Source organism: Acidobacteriota bacterium (genome assembly GCA_040752915.1).
Classification (GTDB): domain Bacteria; phylum Acidobacteriota; class UBA4820; order UBA4820; family DSQY01; genus JBFLVU01.
The window spans coordinates 42212-58815 of the sequence record JBFMHB010000009.1; the positions used below are offsets into that span (position 1 = coordinate 42212).

A 16604-nucleotide genomic window follows, 5' to 3' on the forward strand; every position below is an offset into this window, starting at 1 on the left:
CCCTTGTCAAGGCCCCGGGGGGCTCACGGGAAGGGGACCGGGACGAAACAGAGGGCGAAGGCGAGGACCGAGGCGCCTCCCCGAAAGGCCTGCCCCGCCGTCAGAGGGCGGGCGTCATCGAGGGTAGGGGGGTGACGGAGGCCCAGGACGAAGAACAGGAGGCCCACCCAGACCAGCCACTGGGGGTGGAAGAGGCCGAAGATCAGGAAAAGAACGGCCGCGGCGAGGGAGACGTGGCGGTGGCGGTGGCCCAGAAAGGCGTACAGGACGTGTCCCCCGTCCAGCTGTCCCGTGGGAAGCAGGTTCAATCCCTGGACGAAAAAGCCCAGCCACGCGGACAAAAGAAGAGGGTTTTCGAAGAAGGTGATGGTCAGGTCCCATCGATCCCAGGCCAGCCCTCGAAGGAAGGAGAAGGCCAGGGGGAGATTGACGTTGAACCCCAGGTCCGCCGGGGCCCTGTATCCAAGCGGGCCCGCCGCCAGGCCGCAGAGGGCGACGAAAAGGGAGGCGCTGAGCCCCCAGAGGGGACCGTTCGCTCCGACTTCCATCAGGGCTCCGCGGTTGGGCACCGCTCCCTTCAGGCGGATGAAGGCCCCGAAGGTTCCCAAGGACAGGAGGGGGGGGCCGGGGATGAAGGTGGGCCACGTGGCGGGAATCCCGTGTTTTCGCGCCGTCAGGAAATGGCCCATCTCGTGGACGCCGAGTATGAAAAGCAGGGAGAGGGAAAAGGGGAGCCCGAGGAGAAGGGAGGAGGGGGTGTGAAGGACCACCCCCGCCGCTTCAACTGGACCCAGGTCCGAAAACCTGGGGTGGACGAGCACTCCCGAAAACAGGGTGGTCAGGAACGTGACCAGCAGGAGAAGCCCCTGGCTCGGTCGCAAGGGCTCCTCCTCGCCACGGATGCGTGCCGGGTAGCCGTCCAACCGTCAGTCGAAGAAATGGCTGGAGGGCTTGAACTTGATGGTCTTTCCCGGGGGGATCTGGACCGACTCGCCGGTCTTCAGGTTTCGGCCCACCCCGCGCTTGCGTTCCTTGACGCTGAAGACTCCGAATCCGCGGAACTCCACCCGCTCGCCCTGCGCCAGCGCGTCCCGGATCGCGTCAAACACGAGGTCCACCGAATCTTGCGCCCTCAAGCGTGGAAGGTCGGCCACTTTGGAAACTTCCGCCACGATGTCTGCCTTGATCATTGCCCTCTCCTTCGGTCCCAGGGCGGTGTACTATAGGGCCCGCCCTCCCCCCTGTCAAGACGGGTGTCGGCGTCCCGAGACGCCGGAACGCCCTTGGGTGGAAAGGTCACTTCTTGTAAGAGGAGACAGCCTCGTCAAAGCTCTCGTAGTACTCGAAGACGGTGGCCAGCTGGGTGATGGTGAGAAGATCGTGGATCTTCTTGGTCAGGTTCACGAGCTTCAGGGTGGCGTCGTGGTGGCGGGCCGTGGTATAGGCCGCGACGAGCTCCCCCAGCCCCGTGGAATCCATGAAGGACACGCCGCCCAGATCCACGAGAATCTGCTTCTTCCCCTGCTCCAGGAGCCCCTTGATCAAGTCCCTCATGGTGACGTCCCCGCCGCCCATGGTGATCGAGCCCTTGAGCTCCAGGACGCTGATTCCGCTCTTTTCGTAGACGCGATGGTTCATCATTCGTCTGCCTCCTTGTCCTTTGCAGAATCGAGATCCACGGACATGCAGATGCCGAAGCGGCCGTCCGCGGAACGTGCGAAATCGGCATGGTCTGTAAATTGTCGGATCAGGAAGATGCCGCGCCCATTGGGCTTGAACAGGTTTTCCGGACGGCGGGGGTCCGACAGGACGCCGGGGGAGAAGCCCGCCCCCTCATCCCACACCCGGATCGTGAAGACGGACCCGGAAACTTCCATTTCCACCTCGACCCATTTGGTGAAGTCGTTCTTGTTCCCGTGCAGAACCGCGTTGTTCACGGCCTCCCTGAGGGAGAGGGCGATCCAGTCCAGCCTCTCCGGAGGGAGGGGGACCAGCCGGGCGACCTGTCCGAGGACGGTGTGAAAAAGATCCGAGTAGCGAAGGTGGGAGCGGACGCGGATGCTGATCTTGAGGTCGTTCCGGGTTTCAGGCCCCACGTCGTCCCCCGTCCCGATGGAAGGAGTCCCGGTCTCTCAACCTGGAGGCGCCGCGGATAATTCCTGAACGCGGGTCCGATCCGGCTCCGCAGCCGCAACGGATCGGGACGGCGCCTGGGTCCCGCCCGAGACGGAGGGGACGATGGGTCAGACCGAAGGGAACCCGCACTCCATTGGCCTCCAGGGTGTGGATTATAGGGTAGGGAAGGAGAAGGGTCAAACCCGCGGCAACCCCGCTCCAGAACCTCAAGCGGACCACTCGATCCGGTTCTTGCCCGCCTGCTTGGCGCGGTACAGGGCCTCGTCGAGCCGCCGGAGAAGGGTGGGAAGATCCTGCTCTCCTTTCAGGTCGTCCGAGTGGAGGATGCCCGTGGAGCAACCGATGCTGAGCCCCTGCGCCTCCTCCTTTGGAAGGGCTTTGGTTCCGATGAGGGATCGGAGTTTCTGGGCCTTCTCCAGAGCCGCATCCCGGCGGCAGCCGAGAAGGAGGAGGATGAATTCGTCGCCGCCGTACCGGGCGGGCACGTCCTCGCGGCGGGTCTCCCTTCTGAGAAGGTCCCCGATCCGGCGCAGAACCAGGTCGCCGCTGGCGTGCCCCAGGTGATCGTTCACGGCCTTGAAATCGTCGAGGTCGACCATCATGAGGGCAAAGGGGGCCCTGTGGCGGGCCGAAAAAGAGAGTTCCTCCTGCAGCCGGTACAGGAAGTAGGATCGGTTGTACAAGCCCGTCAAGGGATCCTGGATGGCCTGAAGGTGGAGGAAGCAGTTCTCCAGCCCGACGACCAGGGACTGGGCGCAGAGTTCGAGTAGCTCGCGCTTGTCGGAAAGCGGAACGTCTGGCTGGTAAGAATACACCACGATTCCGCCGAACGGCTCTCCTCCGTGGAGGAGGGGAAGCCCGAACACCGACGGTGGAATGAGGAAGGGGGCCGTCTCGAGGGGCTGGAGGAACTCGAAAAGGCGCTCCCCCAGTTTCCTGCTCGGCTCCGAGAGGGGGAGCTGGTCGTACTGGAATCGGCGCTCCTCGGGGAGATAGGTCGAACGACTCTTCTCCCCCTCCACCTGGACGAGGTAGATGGTGGTCGCGTACCGCTGGTAAAAGATGACGCCGATCCCGTCGGCGGGAAGGTGGCGCGCGAGGGACCGCGTGAAGGACTCCACCATGGGCATTAGATCCAGGTCCGAGCTGGCGGCGGCGGAAACCTTGCTGAGGATGGTCAGGTCCTCCACCTTGCCGCGGAGGTCCTTCTGGGCCCGGGTGAGGGCCGACAGCCCCATGGTGGCGGCCACGATGAAGGTGGCGGTCAGCAGGAAGGCCGACAGGCCCACCTGGAGGGCCACGAGGCTCATGATGAAGCCGAGGGCCAGGATGGCGAAGGAATAGGGGAGGTCGTCCCGGAGGGCCTCCCGCAGGTAGCCTCGAAGATCCGATCGCTCTTGCAGCTCAAGGGGCAGAAACGCCAAGTTGTTGACGAGATAGTAAACCCCGAAGGCCGCGAACCCCGCCACATAATCCCTCGCGGACCCCGTGAAGGGCCTGTCCCCGGTGATGGCGTAGAAGCAAGCGAAGGAAGCCCCCAGGCGCAGCAGGCGGTTTCCCGCCATGCTCGCGAACATGCGGTAAAGCTTTGGAGGTCTGAGGGCCCCGCTTCGGAACCGGCGGAGGTAATCGGCGAGCGTGGTCGCGAAGGCGAGGGCCATGCCCGAAAGCGGTGAAACGAGAAAGAAGGCCGCCATGGCGAAGGAGATGTCGAACGAGACGAAGAACTTCCCCGTGTTCATGGCGAACTTGTACCGGTTGGCCACGAGGGAGCCCACGAGAAGGACGCCCAAGAGGATCAGTGGGCCCGCGGCGCCGAAGGGCTCCAGGGCGGGGATGGGAAGAGAGGTGGACCCGAGCGTGACGTCCCGGGTGGCCGGCATGAAAAGCAGGGCCGCCCAGAGAAGAAGACCCGCCGGGAGTTGAAGGACGTCCAAGAGGGCGAGGATCTGGCTCCTGCGGGCCATGGTCAGTACTGCCGCTTCAGGAAGATCACGGTGCGGTCGTCCAGGTAGGCGCCCCCGGTGGAGAAGTCCGCCGCCGCCTCGAGAATCCGGTCCACCATCTCCCGGGCGGAAAGGCGGGAAAGGTTCTCCCGGACGATGGCCTTCACGCGCTCCTCACCGAATTGCTCTCCGTCCGGGCGCATGGCCTCGGTGATGCCGTCGGTGTAGAAGAGGACGGCGTCTCCCGGGTCGATCTTGTAGAAGCCCCGTCGATAGCTCGCGTCGGACGTGGGCCCGAGCACGCGCCCCCCTTCTTCGAGAGGATAGAACCGATCTTTCTTCAGGCGGTAATAGAAGGGGGGATTGTGGCCCGCGTTCACGTAGATGAAGTGTCCCCCGGGCTCGAGCTCTCCGTAGAACAGGGACACGTACCGGGAGGTCAAGCGGGACGAGTGGATGACCCGGTTCAGCTTCTCGAAGACCTTGACCATCTTCTGGTCTTCGGAGATCCCCATCCGGAGGCCCATGACCACGTCCCTCGCCTGAAGGGCGGCGGGCAGGCCGTGGCCAGTGGCGTCCCCGATGGCGATCCCGAGGATCTTGGGGGAGATGTGGAGGAAATCGTAGAGGTCCCCCCCTACGAGTTCCGCCGGCTGGGAACGGCCGGCGATGTCGAAGCCTTCGAACCGGACGTCTCCTTCGGGCAGAAGGGAGAGCTGGATTTCCCGGCTTTGGAGGATCACGCTCTCGAGCTTTTCCTGGGCCAGCTTGAAGTTGATCGCATGCCGGATGCTCGAGAGGGCGAAAAGAACGTCGTCCACTTCCTCCCGCCGATGGGCCTCCACGGTGAAGGCGATGAGGTGTTTCTTTTCGGGCCCCACGGTGATGGCCGCGAATCTCTCGACTCCCAGGTCACCCTCGATCTTGGGGTCCACCCCCTGGCTTCCGACCTCCATGTACGCGATGCCCTTGCGCAAGACCACCTGGATGGGGTTGTAGGCGACGGGTATGGCGTAGCCGATGGGCGCGGGGATGTCGGACCCGAACTTGGCGACCAGACGATAGGCCTGGCTCTCCTCGTCCAGGGCGTAGAGACGGGCGCCCGCCAGTCCAAGGTCCACGGAGAAGTCGGCGAGCAGGCTCTCTATGAGGCGACCGATGGTCCGGTTGAGGCTCGGCTGGCTCTCGATCCTCGAGAGCTGGAATTCGAGCTTCCGGAAGAGCTCGTGGTAGTTCATCGCCGAAGTCCCTTCCCGGGGGGGGCCAGAGAAAGAGACCCGGGCCGAGTCCCGGGTCTCATCGGATTCGGGGAAAGATGGTCGGGACGACTGGATTTGAACCAGCGACCCCTTGCACCCCAAGCAAGTGCGCTACCAGGCTGCGCCACGTCCCGACCTTGAGGGCACCGGAGTGCCCAGGGCAACGGGGAGTATGCCACAGCACGCCCTACCTGTCAAAAGGAGCGGGCCGTTGAAGAAGTGAGGAGAGACGGAGCAGACCCTCCTTGAGCCGCCCCAAACGGGCTCCCGGCTCCTGGGGCGAGGGGGTCTGAGGAGTCAGCGGGGCGGAGGAGGCCAGGAACTCCCGCGCGCCCCGGATCGTGAACTTGCGGTCGTAGAGGAGGTTCTTGATCTGCAGAACGGTTTGAATATCGCGCTTCTTGTACAGCCTGTGCCCGGACTGGGTCTTGTTGGGCGCGAGTTGCGGAAACTGCTTTTCCCAGAAACGCAGGACGTGGGAGGGAACCTGGGTGATATCGCAGACCTCCCCGATCTTGTAATAGATTTTTTCGGGCATTCCCGCGGGAAGTGACGGAGAAGGTTCGGGGACGGATCCCTCGCTGACCGGGTTCTTCATGGCGCGATCTCGTTCAGCCACTGGCGGGAAGGCACGAAGACCACGGTCCGCCGGGTGGGGATCTGGACCGGATTCCCCTTGCCGAGGTCCCGGCCGGTCCGGGCCTTCCTTTCCACGACCTTGAAGGTGCCGAAGCCGGAGACGAGGAGCCGCCCCTCCCGGCAGAGGCCCTCGGACATGAGGGTCAAGACCGACTCCACCACCTCCCGGGCCTCCTGGTACGTGATGCCCCCGTGTGCCTCGTGTACTCGCTTGGCCAGTTCAGCGCGCGTCATGCAGTGCACCTTCAAGGATAGATATTAAATCATAAAATGCTAGAAATCAAGAACCTTTTATTTGGTGACGGAATTCCCGCCTTCCCGGGTCGGGTCTGGATCGGCCCTTGTGGCCGGAGCCGGCCAGGCGGGTGCGAGAGGTCCCTACATGGGGACCGTGTGATTGAGCGGTTGTCTGCCCTTGCCGAGCACGAAAGGATGCTGGGCGGCCTTGGCCACGTACTTCTTGGCCTTGTCCACCGCCTCGCCGACGACTGCTCCCCGCACCAGGAGGGCCGTGAGGGCGGCGGCGAAGGTCGTGCCGATTCCGAGCGTGTTCCGAGTCGCAAGGCGTGGGGCATCGAACAGGTGAAAGGATGTTCCATCGTACCAGAGATCCATGGCGCGGCCGGAATCGGGGGCGAAGGAAGTGAGCACCACGTGCCTGGGGCCCATGGCCTGGATGGCGCGGGCGGCCTCCTTCGCGGAGTTCGCGTCGTGGATCCTCAAGCCGGTGAGCGCCTCGGCGTCCGCGGCGCTCGGGGTCACGGCGAAGGCGAGGGGCAGGAGCCTCTCCTTGAGGGCGGCGAGCCCCGCTTCGTCCAGGAGGGACTCCCCCGTGGAGGCCTTCAGGACGGGATCCACCACCAGCAGGGAGCGAAGGCCGAAGGCCTCGATGAGGCTGGCGAGGATCTGAACGATGGGGGCGTTGACCACCACGCCCACCTTGACGGCGTGGATGGCGAGATCCGAAGCCACCGCTTCGAGCTGCTGACCGACCATTTCCATGGAAACGGGGAAGAGGCCTTGAATCCCCGTCGTATTCTGGGCCGCGATGGCCGTGGCCACCCCCGCACCATACACCCGGAAGGTCTGGAAGCACTTCAGGTCGGCGCCGAGGCCCGTGGCCCCGGAGGCGTCGAAACAGGAAACGGCGAGAACGGTCTTGTTCATGGGCCCCGGTCCTCCAACCTTTCATTATAGGCGAGAGAGATCGGCGCGCCGAGTCCCCGGAGCCCAAAAGGCGTAGTACACTGAACCAGAGGGCGGGGCGAGCCGGAGGCGGGGAGAGGCGCGGAGAGGGCCCGCCATGTTCGGGTCGGGCGGTGCGGAGCACGTCGCCCCGGCACCGGTCAGGCCCAGGGGCTCGGAGGATCTCGATGGCCGGGTTTCCAGAGGAAAACCCCGTTGTGTCGAAGCAGTCGGCGCTCCGGAAGGAGGGCATCCTGGCGTCCGTGGTCTTTGCCGCCATTTTTCTCACGGTGGTCGGGTTCGGTGCCACGATCATCATTCGGGACCTCGGAAAGCGCGAGACCGCCAAGGTCCTCCAGGGGTACTCCGAAGAGCTGAGGGCTCTCATGGCCCGCATCCCCACGACGGAGGTGCAGAAAGGGTTCAAGGAGCAGACCATCGTGACCACGCGGCTCAACGAGTTCGCGGCCGAAAAGAAGTTCTTCGAGTCGGTGGAGCTGTACGACGAGAAAGGAAACCTGGTCTTCCGCGACGACAGGCTGAAGGGCGGCCAGCTTCTGGGGGGGGATGTCGAGATCCTCGGCCTCAAGCCGGGGCAACAGCGGGTGGAGACGAAGAACCGGATCCCCATCGAGGTCTCCGTCCCCATGGAGCCCGGCAAGATGGGCAGGGCCGTCCTGTCCGTCAGCGAGAGCGTCTTGATCCGGCAGGCTGACGAGTTCCGGCGGGAGCTGATCACCAAGTTCGTCCTGCTCGTGGCCGTCATCCTCGTCATGGTCGGGCTCGCCTACCTGTACGTCTTGAGGGTTCTCAAGCTCAGCCGGCGGATGGAGCAGGAGGTTCAGAGTCAGCAACGCCTCTCGTACCTGGGCCTCCTGAGCTCGGGCATCGCGCACGAGATCAAGAACCCCATCAACTCCATTCAGATGAACCTGCAGATGTTGGAGGAAGAAGTGACTTCCGGGGCCTCCCAGGAAGACATCCGGTCCTGGCTGGACCCCATCCGAAAGGAGATCCGCCGGTTGGAGCGCCTGGTCAACGACTTCCTCCTGTACGCCCGCCCGCTGTCTCCGACCATTCAGACCACGAGCCTCCAGCGCGTACTGGAGGAGTTGCGGCGGCTCGTGCACGAAGAGGCGAAGGCCTCGGGGGTCAGACTGAGGGTGGAAGTCCCCGAGGATCTCCCCTCCCTGGAGACCGATGAGGGACTGCTCCGAACCGCGCTGTTGAACCTCGTGCTCAACGCCATCCAAGCCTCCCCGGAAGGGGGCGAGGTAGTCGTCTCGGCGGTTCCCGAGGGCAATGGGGAGATGTCGGTGGAAGTGCAGGACGAAGGTCCGGGGGTTCCGGAGGACCAGCGCGAGAGGGTCTTCGATATCTTCTTCACGACCCGCCAGGGCGGGACGGGGCTGGGGCTTCCCATTGCGCGGCGGCTGGCGGAGACCCTGGGCGGACGCCTGTCCATCGTGGGCCCCTCCGCCGCGGGGGCGCGATTCAAGCTGGTGCTTCCCGCCGAGGTTCCATCCCATGGATAGGGCAGGGGCTGAAGCGAGGGCGAAGGCGCTGCGGGCGGAGATAGAGCGCCACCGCCGGCTCTACTATGAACTCGACGCTCCCGAAATCAGCGACGAGGCTTACGACCGGCTGGAGGAGGAACTGCGCCTCCTGGAGGCCTCCCATCCCGAAATCCGCCTTCCGGACAGCCCCACCCAGACCGTGGGAGGAAGGGTGGGCCGGGCCTTCTCGCCCGTCCGCCATCCCTCGGCCATGCTCAGCCTGGACAACACCTACGGGCGCGAAGACCTCCTGGAGTGGAACGAGAGGTTGGAGAGGATTCTGGGGCGGGGTGACCTGGATTTCGTCTGCGAGATCAAACTCGACGGGCTCTCAGTGGCCCTTCAGTACGAATCGGGGGAATTTCTCCGGGGCGCCACGCGCGGAGACGGACTCGTGGGGGAGGACGTGACCGAGAACTTGAGGACGATCCGGACCCTTCCCGTTTCCCTGCGCGGCGCTCCCGAACGGCTCGTGGTCCGGGGGGAGGTGTACATTCCGGTCCGGGCTTTCGCGGAGATGAACCTCCGGCGAGAAGAGGACGGAGAATCGCCCTTCGCCAACCCTCGCAACGCCGCGGCGGGGAGCCTGAGGCAGATCGATCCCCGGGTCACCGCGGGTAGGCCTCTTTCCCTCTTTTGCTACGAGATTCTGAGTTCCGAAGGCCCCGTCCCCGAGTCCCAATGGGAAGTGCTGGAGGCGCTGCGGGGCTGGGGCTTCCCTGTGGAGGAAAACGGGAGGCTGTGCCGGGGCATCGGGGAAGCTCTGGACTACTGCGAGGCCTGGACGCGGGAACGCCGCCGGCTGGATTACGACGCCGACGGCGTGGTCATCAAGCTCAACGATGGAGACCTCCGCAGGCGCGCGGGCGCCACCGCCAAGTCGCCCCGATGGGCCGTAGCCTTCAAGTTCCCTCCCGAACAGGCGGAGACGCGGGTGGAGGACATCGCGGTCCAGGTGGGGCGGACCGGGGCCCTGACTCCGGTGGCCAGGCTCCAGCCCGTGCGGATCGGCGGGGTCACCGTGACGAGCGCCTCCCTCCACAACGAAGAGGACCTCAGAAAAAAGGACGTGCGCGTGGGAGACACGGTCCTCGTGGAGCGCGCCGGCGGGGTCATCCCTTACATCACGGGCGTGCGGTTCGAGAAGCGTCCCGCCGGGGCCGTGCCCTTCCAGTTCCCTTCGGCTTGCCCCGTGTGCGGAGGGCCTGTCCACAAGTCCGAGGGTGAGGCGATCCTCCGCTGCGCGAACCGGTCCTGCAAGGCCCAGCTCAAGGAGGGATTGCGACACTTCGCCTCGCGGGACGCGATGGACGTGGCGGGGCTCGGCAAGGCCCTCGTGGACCAACTCGTGGAAAGGACCATCGTGAAATCGCTTCCCGACCTCTACGGTCTCGACCTCGGGACCCTGGCCTCCCTTCCGAGAATGGCGGAGAAGTCCGCCTCCAATCTGTTGCGCCAGCTCGAAGCCAGCCGGGAGCGTCCCTACAGGAACGTTCTCTACGCCCTGGGGATCCGACAGGTGGGATTGGAAACGGCCAGGGCCCTGGCCGGCGCCTTCCCGGACGTGGACGCCCTGGTCGAGGCTTCGGAGGAGGATCTCCAGAAGGTCGAGGGCGTGGGGCCGAAGGTGGCCGGAGAAATCAGGGCCTTCTTCCAGGTTCCCGGAAACCGGGAGATGGTGAACCGCCTTCGGGCGGCGGGCCTGAGGATGTCCGGCGGGGGGCCTCCCCTGGAGGAGGGTCCCCTGAAAGGCCTGACCTTCGTTCTGACCGGCGCCCTCGAGTCCATGACGCGCTCTCAGGCCAAGGAGGCGCTCGAGGCCCTGGGGGCTTCCGTTTCGGGGTCGGTCAGCGCTCGGACCTCGGCCGTGGTGGCGGGGCCGGGCGCCGGATCGAAGCTGGAGGAGGCCCGCAGGCTGGGGGTCCGGATCCTGGACGAGGAGGGCTTGAAGGCCCTGATTTCGGGCCGCGGGCGACCTTTCGGACCGGAGCCCCCCCCGTCGTGAAGGCGTGTGCTTGACGCGGGTCCGGGGGGACGTGGTACTAATGAGGGCGCCGGAAGGGGTGGACATGGCCAAGCCCGACATCGAGAAGGGGAACACTGTGAAGATTCAAGACATCCAGAAGCTCGTGGATATGCTCGACAAGAGCAATCTGAACGAGATCGAGATCGAGGGCGACGGCATGCGCCTGCGCCTTTCGAAAGGGCTTCGAACCACCGAGGCGGCCCCGTCCGCCGGACCCTCCTACTTCATGGTTCCCCAGGGCGGACCGTCGCTTCCGGCCGCCCCGGCGCCTCCCGCGCCGCCCGTTTCAGGTCCTCCTCAGACGGGAGGCGAGGCCCCGTCCACCGGTGAGGCCGCCCCGACGCCCGCCGCCAGGGGCACGGAGATCAAGAGCCCCATGGTCGGCACCTTTTACCGCTCTCCGGCTCCGGGAGCGGAACCCTTCGTCAAGATCGGAGACACCGTCCGCAAAGGCCAGACGCTCTGCATCATCGAGGCCATGAAGCTGATGAACGAGATCGAGAGCGAGTTGGACGGCGTCGTGCTGGACGTGTATCCCGAAAACGCCCAGCCCGTGGAATACGGCGAGCGGCTGTTCCTCATTCAGCCGGCCTGAGCGAAGCCATGTACAGGAAGGTGCTCATCGCGAACCGGGGGGAGATCGCGCTCCGGATCATCTGGGCCTGCAAGGAGCTGGGAATCAAGACGGTGGCCGTCCATTCGGACGTGGACATCGATTCCCTCCACGTTCGGTTCGCGGATGAAAACGTCTGCATCGGGCCCGCGCCGAGCCGGGATTCCTACCTCAACATCACGAACCTGATCGCCGCCGCGGAAGTGAGCAACGTGGACGCCATCCACCCGGGATACGGCTTTCTGTCCGAATCGGCAGAGTTCGCCCAGGTCTGCCAGGCGTGCAACATCGCCTTCATCGGCCCGTCCCCAAGGACCATTTCCCTTATGGGGAACAAGGCCGAAGCCAAGCGGACCATGAAGAACGCCGGCGTACCCATCCTTCCCGGGTCCGACGGGCCCGTGGCCGACGTGGACACGGCCAAGGGCATCGCCGCGGAAATCGGCTATCCGGTGATCCTCAAGGCGTCGGCGGGCGGCGGCGGCAAGGGGATGCGGGTGGTTCCCGAAGAGAAGGACATGGAACTCGCCTTCCAGATGGCGGGCGCGGAAGCGACGGCCGCCTTCGGGAACGGGGACCTGTACCTGGAGAAATTCCTGGAAGCCCCCCGGCACATCGAGATCCAGATCCTTGGCGATCAGTTCGGGAACGTCATCCACCTGTTCGAACGGGAATGCTCCATCCAGCGGCGCCACCAGAAGCTCATCGAGGAGGCGCCCTCGCCGGCCCTCAGCGAGTTCCTCCGGAGGGAAATGGGCGAGGCGGCGGTGAAGGGGGCCCAGGCGGTGGGGTACCACACCGTGGGGACCATGGAGTTCCTCTTTTACGACCGGAAGTACTACTTCATGGAGATGAACACGCGAATCCAGGTGGAGCACCCCGTGACCGAGAACATCACGGGTATCGATCTGATCAAGGCCCAGATCATGGCCGCGGCCGGAGAGAAGATGACCTGGCGCCAAAAAGACATCAAGATCAGCGGTCACTCCATGGAGTGCCGGGTCAACGCCGAGGACCCGGTGCGTTTCACGCCGAGTCCGGGCCGGATCACGACGTTCCACGCCCCGGGCGGCCCCGGCGTGAGGGTGGACACGGCGGCCTACGCAGGGTACTTCGTGTCGCCCCATTACGATTCCCTCATCGCCAAGCTCATCGTCCGCGGGAACACCCGGCAGGACGTGATCATGCGCATGAAGCGGGCCCTCGACTCCTTCGTGGTGGAGGGGATCAAGACCAACATCCCCATGCACCTGAAGATCATGGACGAACCGGACTTCATCGAGGGCCGCCTTTCCACGAAGTTCATGGAACGGTTCATGGCCTGAGGCGCTCCGGGGCCGCCTCCCGGCCGCAGGCGCGAACTGAAACGAGATGAGGACGCCTCCCCTGGAGTTCCCGCCGGTCTATCCCATCACTCCCGACGCCCTGCGTGGGGAAGCGCTCCGCGCATGGGCCGAGTCTCTGATCGGCGCGGGGTGCGCCGTGGTTCAGTTCCGCCGGAAGAGCGGTGCCGACGAAGAAAGCTTGGCGGACCTGAGGGATCTGGTGGGCCTGGCCAGGCCGTCGTCGTGTCGGGTCATCGTGGACGACCGGGTGGACCTCTGTCTCCTGGCGGAGGCCGACGGCGTCCACCTGGGTCAGGCCGACCTTCCCGTCCCCGAAGCCCGGGTCCTGCTCGGGAGGGACAAGATCATCGGGTATTCCACGCACAACCTGGAGCAGTTTGAGCAGGCCCTGGACCTTCCCCTGGACTACGTGGCCCTGGGACCGGTCTATCCGACCGCCACCAAGGCCGATCCGGACCCGGTCGTGCCCCCGCTCGTTCAAAGGGAAGTGATCGCCCGGTCGCCTTGGCCCGTGGTGGCCATCGGCGGGATCACGGCCGCGAAGGCGGAAACGCTCTGGCGAAGGGGGTTCTCGAGCGTGGCCGTCGTTTCGGCCCTACGCGAACGGCCCGCGGAGTCCTTCCGGGAATTCCTGAGCCGACACCGGGTTATTCCGAGCCGGGGCTGACATCCTTCCTCCCATCCGATATGCTGTTAATTCCGCAAGGAGCGCCGGCCCAGGCGTCTGAAAGGCCGGCCCACCGGGAGGCCACCATGTTCGAGGTCAAAGTCGTTCGGCACTTTTCGGCGGCCCACCGCGTGGAGGATTACCCCGGAAACTGCGAGCGGCTCCATGGGCACAACTGGAGGGTGGAGGTGGTGGCGGGTTCGGTGGAGCTGGACCCCCTCGGGATGGTAGTCGATTTCCGGCGGCTGAAGGAAAAGGTCGATCGGGTATTGGAGAGGCTGGACCACCAAGTGCTGAACGAGGTGCCTCCCTTCACGGAGGTGAACCCGACGGCGGAGAACATCGCCCGCCATGTCTTCGAGTGCCTCGCGGGCGAGGTCCCCGTATCCAGGGTCAACGTATTCGAGACGGACACCTCCGTCGCTTCCTACTACTTGTGAGGTTCCCATGACGGATGCCGACGGAGGCTCCGGGGCGTCCCGGTACCTCGGGGCGAAGCCAGCGGCCGAGAGCCTCCTCGTGAACGAGATCTACCCGTCCCTGCAGGGGGAGGGTCCCGAGACGGGCTACCCCACCACCCTGGTTCGGCTCACGGGCTGCAACCTGCGCTGCCGGTACTGCGACAGCACCTTCGCCTACTTCAAGGGCGAGAGGATGTCATTGGAAGCCGTCTGTTCCAGGGTGGAGTCGTACGGGATTTCCCGGGTTCTCGTGACCGGCGGAGAGCCCATGGCCCAGGCCGCCACCCCGGCCCTCTGCCGGGCCCTGCTCCTCGGAGGCCATCGGGTGTCGATCGAAACGAGCGGCGCCTTTTCCCTGAAGGCGCTTCCCCCGGAGGTGACCAAGGTCGTGGACGTGAAGACGCCGGGAAGCGGCGAAGCCGATTCGTTTCAGACCGACATCCTCGGCGACTTGACCCCGAAGGACGCGCTCAAATTCGTCCTGCGCGGGCGCGAGGACTACCTCTTCGCCCTCGATTTCCTGGAGCGCACCCCGGGAGCCCTCACGCCCCAGGTCTTCCTGTCCCCCGTCTGGGGGGAACTGGATCCGAAAGACCTGGCGGACTGGATGCTAAAGGACCGTCCCGAGGCGCGCCTGATGGTCCAGCTCCACAAGGTCCTCTGGGGAGACCAGCGGGGCCGCTGACTCGAATCGCCCGATCGCCAGGGGCGAATGGCGAGGAGGAACCATGGAAACGGTGGACGGGAGGCCCCTGGCCGTGGTCCTGCTCAGCGGGGGCATGGACTCGCTGACGGCCGCGGGCATGGCCCGGAGGGACGGGTACGATCTGGCGCTGATCCACTTCAACTACGGCCAGCGGACCGAGGAGGCCGAGCTGAGGTCCTTCGTCCGGATCGCTGATTCCCTCGGCGTTCCGGGTCCGAGGCGCCTGGTGGTCCACACGAACTTCTTCACCCTCGTGGGGGGATCGGCGCTGACGGACCGTCGGTTGCCCGTGCCCGGAGCGGACCTCGATTCAGGCCGGATCCCCGTGACATACGTGCCCTTTCGAAACGCCGTCCTCCTGTCCATGGCCGTGGGCTGGGCCGAGACCCTCGGAGCCCGTGCGGTCTACTACGGCGCCGTGTCCCAGGATTCCTCGGGATATCCGGACTGCCGGCCGGAGTTCGTGGCGGCCATGCAGGCCCTCGTGAAGGCGGGGACACGGCCCGACACGAACATCCGGGTGCGTGCGCCCCTCGTGGACCTGACCAAGGCGGACATCGTGAAGGCCGCGTCGGAGATGGGCCTGCCCCTGGGTCTCACCTGGTCGTGTTATCTGCGCAACGACCGCGCGTGCGGGACCTGCGATTCGTGCGCGCTGAGGCTGCGCGGCTTCGAACGGGCGGGCCTGGTGGACCCCATCGAGTACGCCCCCCTCGGGTCGCCGGACCGGGAGGCCATGCGGGACCGCATCCGCAGGCTGGGGCGCCTCCTGAACGCCCTGAAGCGCTCGCCATGACCGCCGCGGGCCGCGGTCGGGCGGTGGCGGCGGTGGTTTTCATGTCGGTCCTCTTCGGGGCCTCCTTTCCCGCGACGAAGATCGCCCTCGAGGGTTTCTCGCCCTCCCAGCTCATCTTTCTCCGCTTCGTCCTGGCCTCCCTGGTGTTTCTCGCTCTTTCCCCCTGGACGGGGCTGGGTGGGATGGACCGGCGGGGTGCGCTCCAGGTCCTCGTGCTGGCCCTCTTCGAACCCGGGGCCTACTTCTTCCTCGAGGCATGGGGCATCCAGAGGACGCTGGCCTCCACTGCGGCCGTGCTCATCGCGACCATCCCTGTTTTCGTGATGGTGCTGGAGGCGGTCTGGTTGAAGGTCCCCGTCTCGGCCCGCGAGGTCGCTCTCATCGTCCTATCCCTCGGTGGGATCGCCCTGCTTGTGGGCGCTTCCGGGTTCGGGGAGGCCCTCGGAGGGAGCCTTTCTGGCAATTTGCTCATCTTGGGGGCCGCCCTCGCGGCCTCTATGTACACCGCGATGGCCCGCCGCCTGGTTGTGGCCTATTCTCCGATCGCCGTCACCCGCCTCCAGGCCTTTTACGCCGTGGCCATGTACTGGCCGTTCGCCGCATGGGACTGGCTCCAGCACAAGGGGCCCCCGCCGGAAACGAAGTCGGTCCTCGCCCTCGCCTACCTCGGGATCGGCTGCTCTTTCTTGGCGTACGTATTGCTCAATTACTCCTTGAGCCGCCTCAAGGCGTCCACGGTGGCGGCCTTCACCAACGTGATTCCCGTGGTGGCGACGGCCCTCGCCATTCTGCTTCTCGGCGAGACCCTCCTCGCGGGCCAGCTCCTCGGCGGGATCGTTGTGATCGCGTCGGTCACGCTTCTCACCCTGGAATCCGGTCGGGCGGGCGGAAAAGGGGAGCGGCCATCGGGGGTGGGACGGGGCGAAGCGGTCCCCCCTATTCCGCCAGGCGCTTGAGCCGGTACCGGCCCGGGGCCAAATGGAGGTACTGGACCCCCGCCTCCAGGGTTTCGAGCACGCCCTCCACCGGCCGTCCCTTCTCGTCGGCAACGGAACGGACCCCCGCCTCCCCGACAACCACATACCAGTGCGTCCCCGAGGGGGGCGCCGCGCCCTCCGGGAGTTGCAAAGAAGCGTAACGCGTGCGGTCCAGGGTCTGCAGGGAGCACAGTACGAGGGGTTCGGGAGCCGGAACGGCGGCGGCCTCGGGGATCGACTCTTTGGAGCTCCGGGCCTTGCCGTTGGCCGATGAAAAGAGGGACGGCGAAG

Annotated in this window: 19 protein-coding genes and 1 tRNA gene; 9 read left to right on the top strand and 11 right to left on the bottom strand. The window is 65.6% G+C overall.

Features of this window, described 5'->3' with window-relative positions; translation table 11 throughout:
- Positions 1-23: 23 nt before the first annotated feature.
- From AB1824_03140 to thiD, 10 genes are all read right to left on the bottom strand, one after another.
- Positions 24-881, bottom strand: coding sequence for a site-2 protease family protein (locus tag AB1824_03140; protein ID MEW5763950.1), 858 nt, complete (start codon positions 879-881; stop codon positions 24-26).
- Between the two features lie 45 nt (positions 882-926).
- Positions 927-1190 (bottom strand): HU family DNA-binding protein, encoded by a 264-nt coding sequence (locus tag AB1824_03145; GenBank protein ID MEW5763951.1) that lies wholly within the window; start codon positions 1188-1190, stop codon positions 927-929.
- A gap of 106 nt (positions 1191-1296) precedes the next feature.
- Entirely contained in the window at positions 1297-1641 is a 345-nt protein-coding gene (locus AB1824_03150) for an STAS domain-containing protein (GenBank protein MEW5763952.1), read from the bottom strand.
- Complete coding sequence (locus AB1824_03155) at positions 1638-2096, bottom strand: ATP-binding protein (GenBank protein MEW5763953.1); 459 nt, start codon at positions 2094-2096, stop codon at positions 1638-1640. Before AB1824_03155 ends, AB1824_03150 begins: the two co-directional genes overlap by 4 nt.
- A gap of 246 nt (positions 2097-2342) precedes the next feature.
- On the bottom strand, positions 2343-4103 hold the full coding sequence (locus tag AB1824_03160; GenBank protein ID MEW5763954.1) for a GGDEF domain-containing protein: 1761 nt from the start codon (positions 4101-4103) through the stop codon (positions 2343-2345).
- Positions 4104-4105: 2 nt separating this feature from the next.
- Positions 4106-5320 carry a PP2C family protein-serine/threonine phosphatase gene (locus tag AB1824_03165; protein ID MEW5763955.1) on the bottom strand — a complete coding sequence of 405 codons (1215 nt, stop codon included), beginning with the start codon at positions 5318-5320 and terminating at the stop codon, positions 4106-4108.
- Positions 5321-5398: 78 nt separating this feature from the next.
- Positions 5399-5475: transfer RNA gene (locus tag AB1824_03170), tRNA-Pro, on the bottom strand.
- Positions 5476-5528: 53 nt separating this feature from the next.
- Complete coding sequence (locus AB1824_03175; GenBank protein MEW5763956.1) at positions 5529-5939, bottom strand: MerR family transcriptional regulator; 411 nt, start codon at positions 5937-5939, stop codon at positions 5529-5531.
- Positions 5936-6214, bottom strand: a complete 279-nt coding sequence (locus AB1824_03180) for an HU family DNA-binding protein (GenBank protein MEW5763957.1) — start codon at positions 6212-6214, stop codon at positions 5936-5938. The genes AB1824_03175 and AB1824_03180 overlap by 4 nt, the downstream gene beginning before the upstream one ends.
- A gap of 144 nt (positions 6215-6358) precedes the next feature.
- Positions 6359-7147 carry a bifunctional hydroxymethylpyrimidine kinase/phosphomethylpyrimidine kinase gene (gene thiD / locus AB1824_03185; GenBank protein MEW5763958.1) on the bottom strand — a complete coding sequence of 263 codons (789 nt, stop codon included), beginning with the start codon at positions 7145-7147 and terminating at the stop codon, positions 6359-6361.
- Positions 7148-7353: 206 nt separating this feature from the next.
- Here thiD and AB1824_03190 point away from each other — a divergent pair, with 206 nt between their 5' ends.
- The 9 genes from AB1824_03190 (at position 7354) to AB1824_03230 (ending at position 16292) form a co-directional block, all read left to right on the top strand.
- On the top strand, positions 7354-8700 hold the full coding sequence (locus AB1824_03190; GenBank protein MEW5763959.1) for an ATP-binding protein: 1347 nt from the start codon (positions 7354-7356) through the stop codon (positions 8698-8700).
- A complete protein-coding gene (ligA, locus tag AB1824_03195; protein ID MEW5763960.1) occupies positions 8693-10726 on the top strand; it encodes an NAD-dependent DNA ligase LigA in 2034 nt (677 codons plus the stop codon). The genes AB1824_03190 and ligA overlap by 8 nt, the downstream gene beginning before the upstream one ends.
- Before the next feature lie 64 nt (positions 10727-10790).
- Positions 10791-11342, top strand: coding sequence for an acetyl-CoA carboxylase biotin carboxyl carrier protein (accB, locus tag AB1824_03200; GenBank protein MEW5763961.1), 552 nt, complete (start codon positions 10791-10793; stop codon positions 11340-11342).
- 8 nt (positions 11343-11350) lie between these two features.
- Entirely contained in the window at positions 11351-12685 is a 1335-nt protein-coding gene (gene accC / locus AB1824_03205; protein MEW5763962.1) for an acetyl-CoA carboxylase biotin carboxylase subunit, read from the top strand.
- 46 nt (positions 12686-12731) lie between these two features.
- The gene (gene thiE, locus AB1824_03210; GenBank protein MEW5763963.1) at positions 12732-13373 is read left to right on the top strand and encodes a thiamine phosphate synthase; all 642 of its coding nucleotides are present in this window, start codon (positions 12732-12734) and stop codon (positions 13371-13373) included.
- An 86-nt stretch (positions 13374-13459) separates the two neighbouring features.
- The gene (gene queD, locus AB1824_03215) at positions 13460-13813 is read left to right on the top strand and encodes a 6-carboxytetrahydropterin synthase QueD (GenBank protein MEW5763964.1); all 354 of its coding nucleotides are present in this window, start codon (positions 13460-13462) and stop codon (positions 13811-13813) included.
- A gap of 7 nt (positions 13814-13820) precedes the next feature.
- Complete coding sequence (locus AB1824_03220) at positions 13821-14519, top strand: radical SAM protein (GenBank protein MEW5763965.1); 699 nt, start codon at positions 13821-13823, stop codon at positions 14517-14519.
- Between the two features lie 43 nt (positions 14520-14562).
- On the top strand, positions 14563-15336 hold the full coding sequence (gene queC / locus AB1824_03225; protein MEW5763966.1) for a 7-cyano-7-deazaguanine synthase QueC: 774 nt from the start codon (positions 14563-14565) through the stop codon (positions 15334-15336).
- Positions 15333-16292 (top strand): DMT family transporter, encoded by a 960-nt coding sequence (locus tag AB1824_03230; GenBank protein MEW5763967.1) that lies wholly within the window; start codon positions 15333-15335, stop codon positions 16290-16292. The genes queC and AB1824_03230 overlap by 4 nt, the downstream gene beginning before the upstream one ends.
- Here AB1824_03230 and AB1824_03235 read toward each other — a convergent pair.
- Positions 16273-16604 (bottom strand): hypothetical protein (locus tag AB1824_03235; protein ID MEW5763968.1); only part of this gene is annotated, 332 nt, incomplete at its 5' end. The genes AB1824_03230 and AB1824_03235 overlap by 20 nt on opposite strands.

Coding starts and splice junctions, on each gene's coding strand:
- AB1824_03145 (MEW5763951.1), bottom strand. CDS start 1,190: ATGATCAAGGCAGACATCGTGGCGGAAGTTTCCAAAGTGGCCGACCTT.
- AB1824_03150 (MEW5763952.1), bottom strand. CDS start 1,641: ATGATGAACCATCGCGTCTACGAAAAGAGCGGAATCAGCGTCCTGGAG.
- AB1824_03160 (MEW5763954.1), bottom strand. CDS start 4,103: ATGGCCCGCAGGAGCCAGATCCTCGCCCTCTTGGACGTCCTTCAACTC.
- AB1824_03165 (MEW5763955.1), bottom strand. CDS start 5,320: ATGAACTACCACGAGCTCTTCCGGAAGCTCGAATTCCAGCTCTCGAGG.
- AB1824_03175 (MEW5763956.1), bottom strand. CDS start 5,939: ATGAAGAACCCGGTCAGCGAGGGATCCGTCCCCGAACCTTCTCCGTCA.
- AB1824_03180 (MEW5763957.1), bottom strand. CDS start 6,214: ATGACGCGCGCTGAACTGGCCAAGCGAGTACACGAGGCACACGGGGGC.
- thiD (MEW5763958.1), bottom strand. CDS start 7,147: ATGAACAAGACCGTTCTCGCCGTTTCCTGTTTCGACGCCTCCGGGGCC.
- AB1824_03190 (MEW5763959.1), top strand. CDS start 7,354: ATGGCCGGGTTTCCAGAGGAAAACCCCGTTGTGTCGAAGCAGTCGGCG.
- ligA (MEW5763960.1), top strand. CDS start 8,693: ATGGATAGGGCAGGGGCTGAAGCGAGGGCGAAGGCGCTGCGGGCGGAG.
- accB (MEW5763961.1), top strand. CDS start 10,791: ATGGCCAAGCCCGACATCGAGAAGGGGAACACTGTGAAGATTCAAGAC.
- accC (MEW5763962.1), top strand. CDS start 11,351: ATGTACAGGAAGGTGCTCATCGCGAACCGGGGGGAGATCGCGCTCCGG.
- thiE (MEW5763963.1), top strand. CDS start 12,732: ATGAGGACGCCTCCCCTGGAGTTCCCGCCGGTCTATCCCATCACTCCC.
- queD (MEW5763964.1), top strand. CDS start 13,460: ATGTTCGAGGTCAAAGTCGTTCGGCACTTTTCGGCGGCCCACCGCGTG.
- AB1824_03220 (MEW5763965.1), top strand. CDS start 13,821: ATGACGGATGCCGACGGAGGCTCCGGGGCGTCCCGGTACCTCGGGGCG.
- queC (MEW5763966.1), top strand. CDS start 14,563: ATGGAAACGGTGGACGGGAGGCCCCTGGCCGTGGTCCTGCTCAGCGGG.
- AB1824_03230 (MEW5763967.1), top strand. CDS start 15,333: ATGACCGCCGCGGGCCGCGGTCGGGCGGTGGCGGCGGTGGTTTTCATG.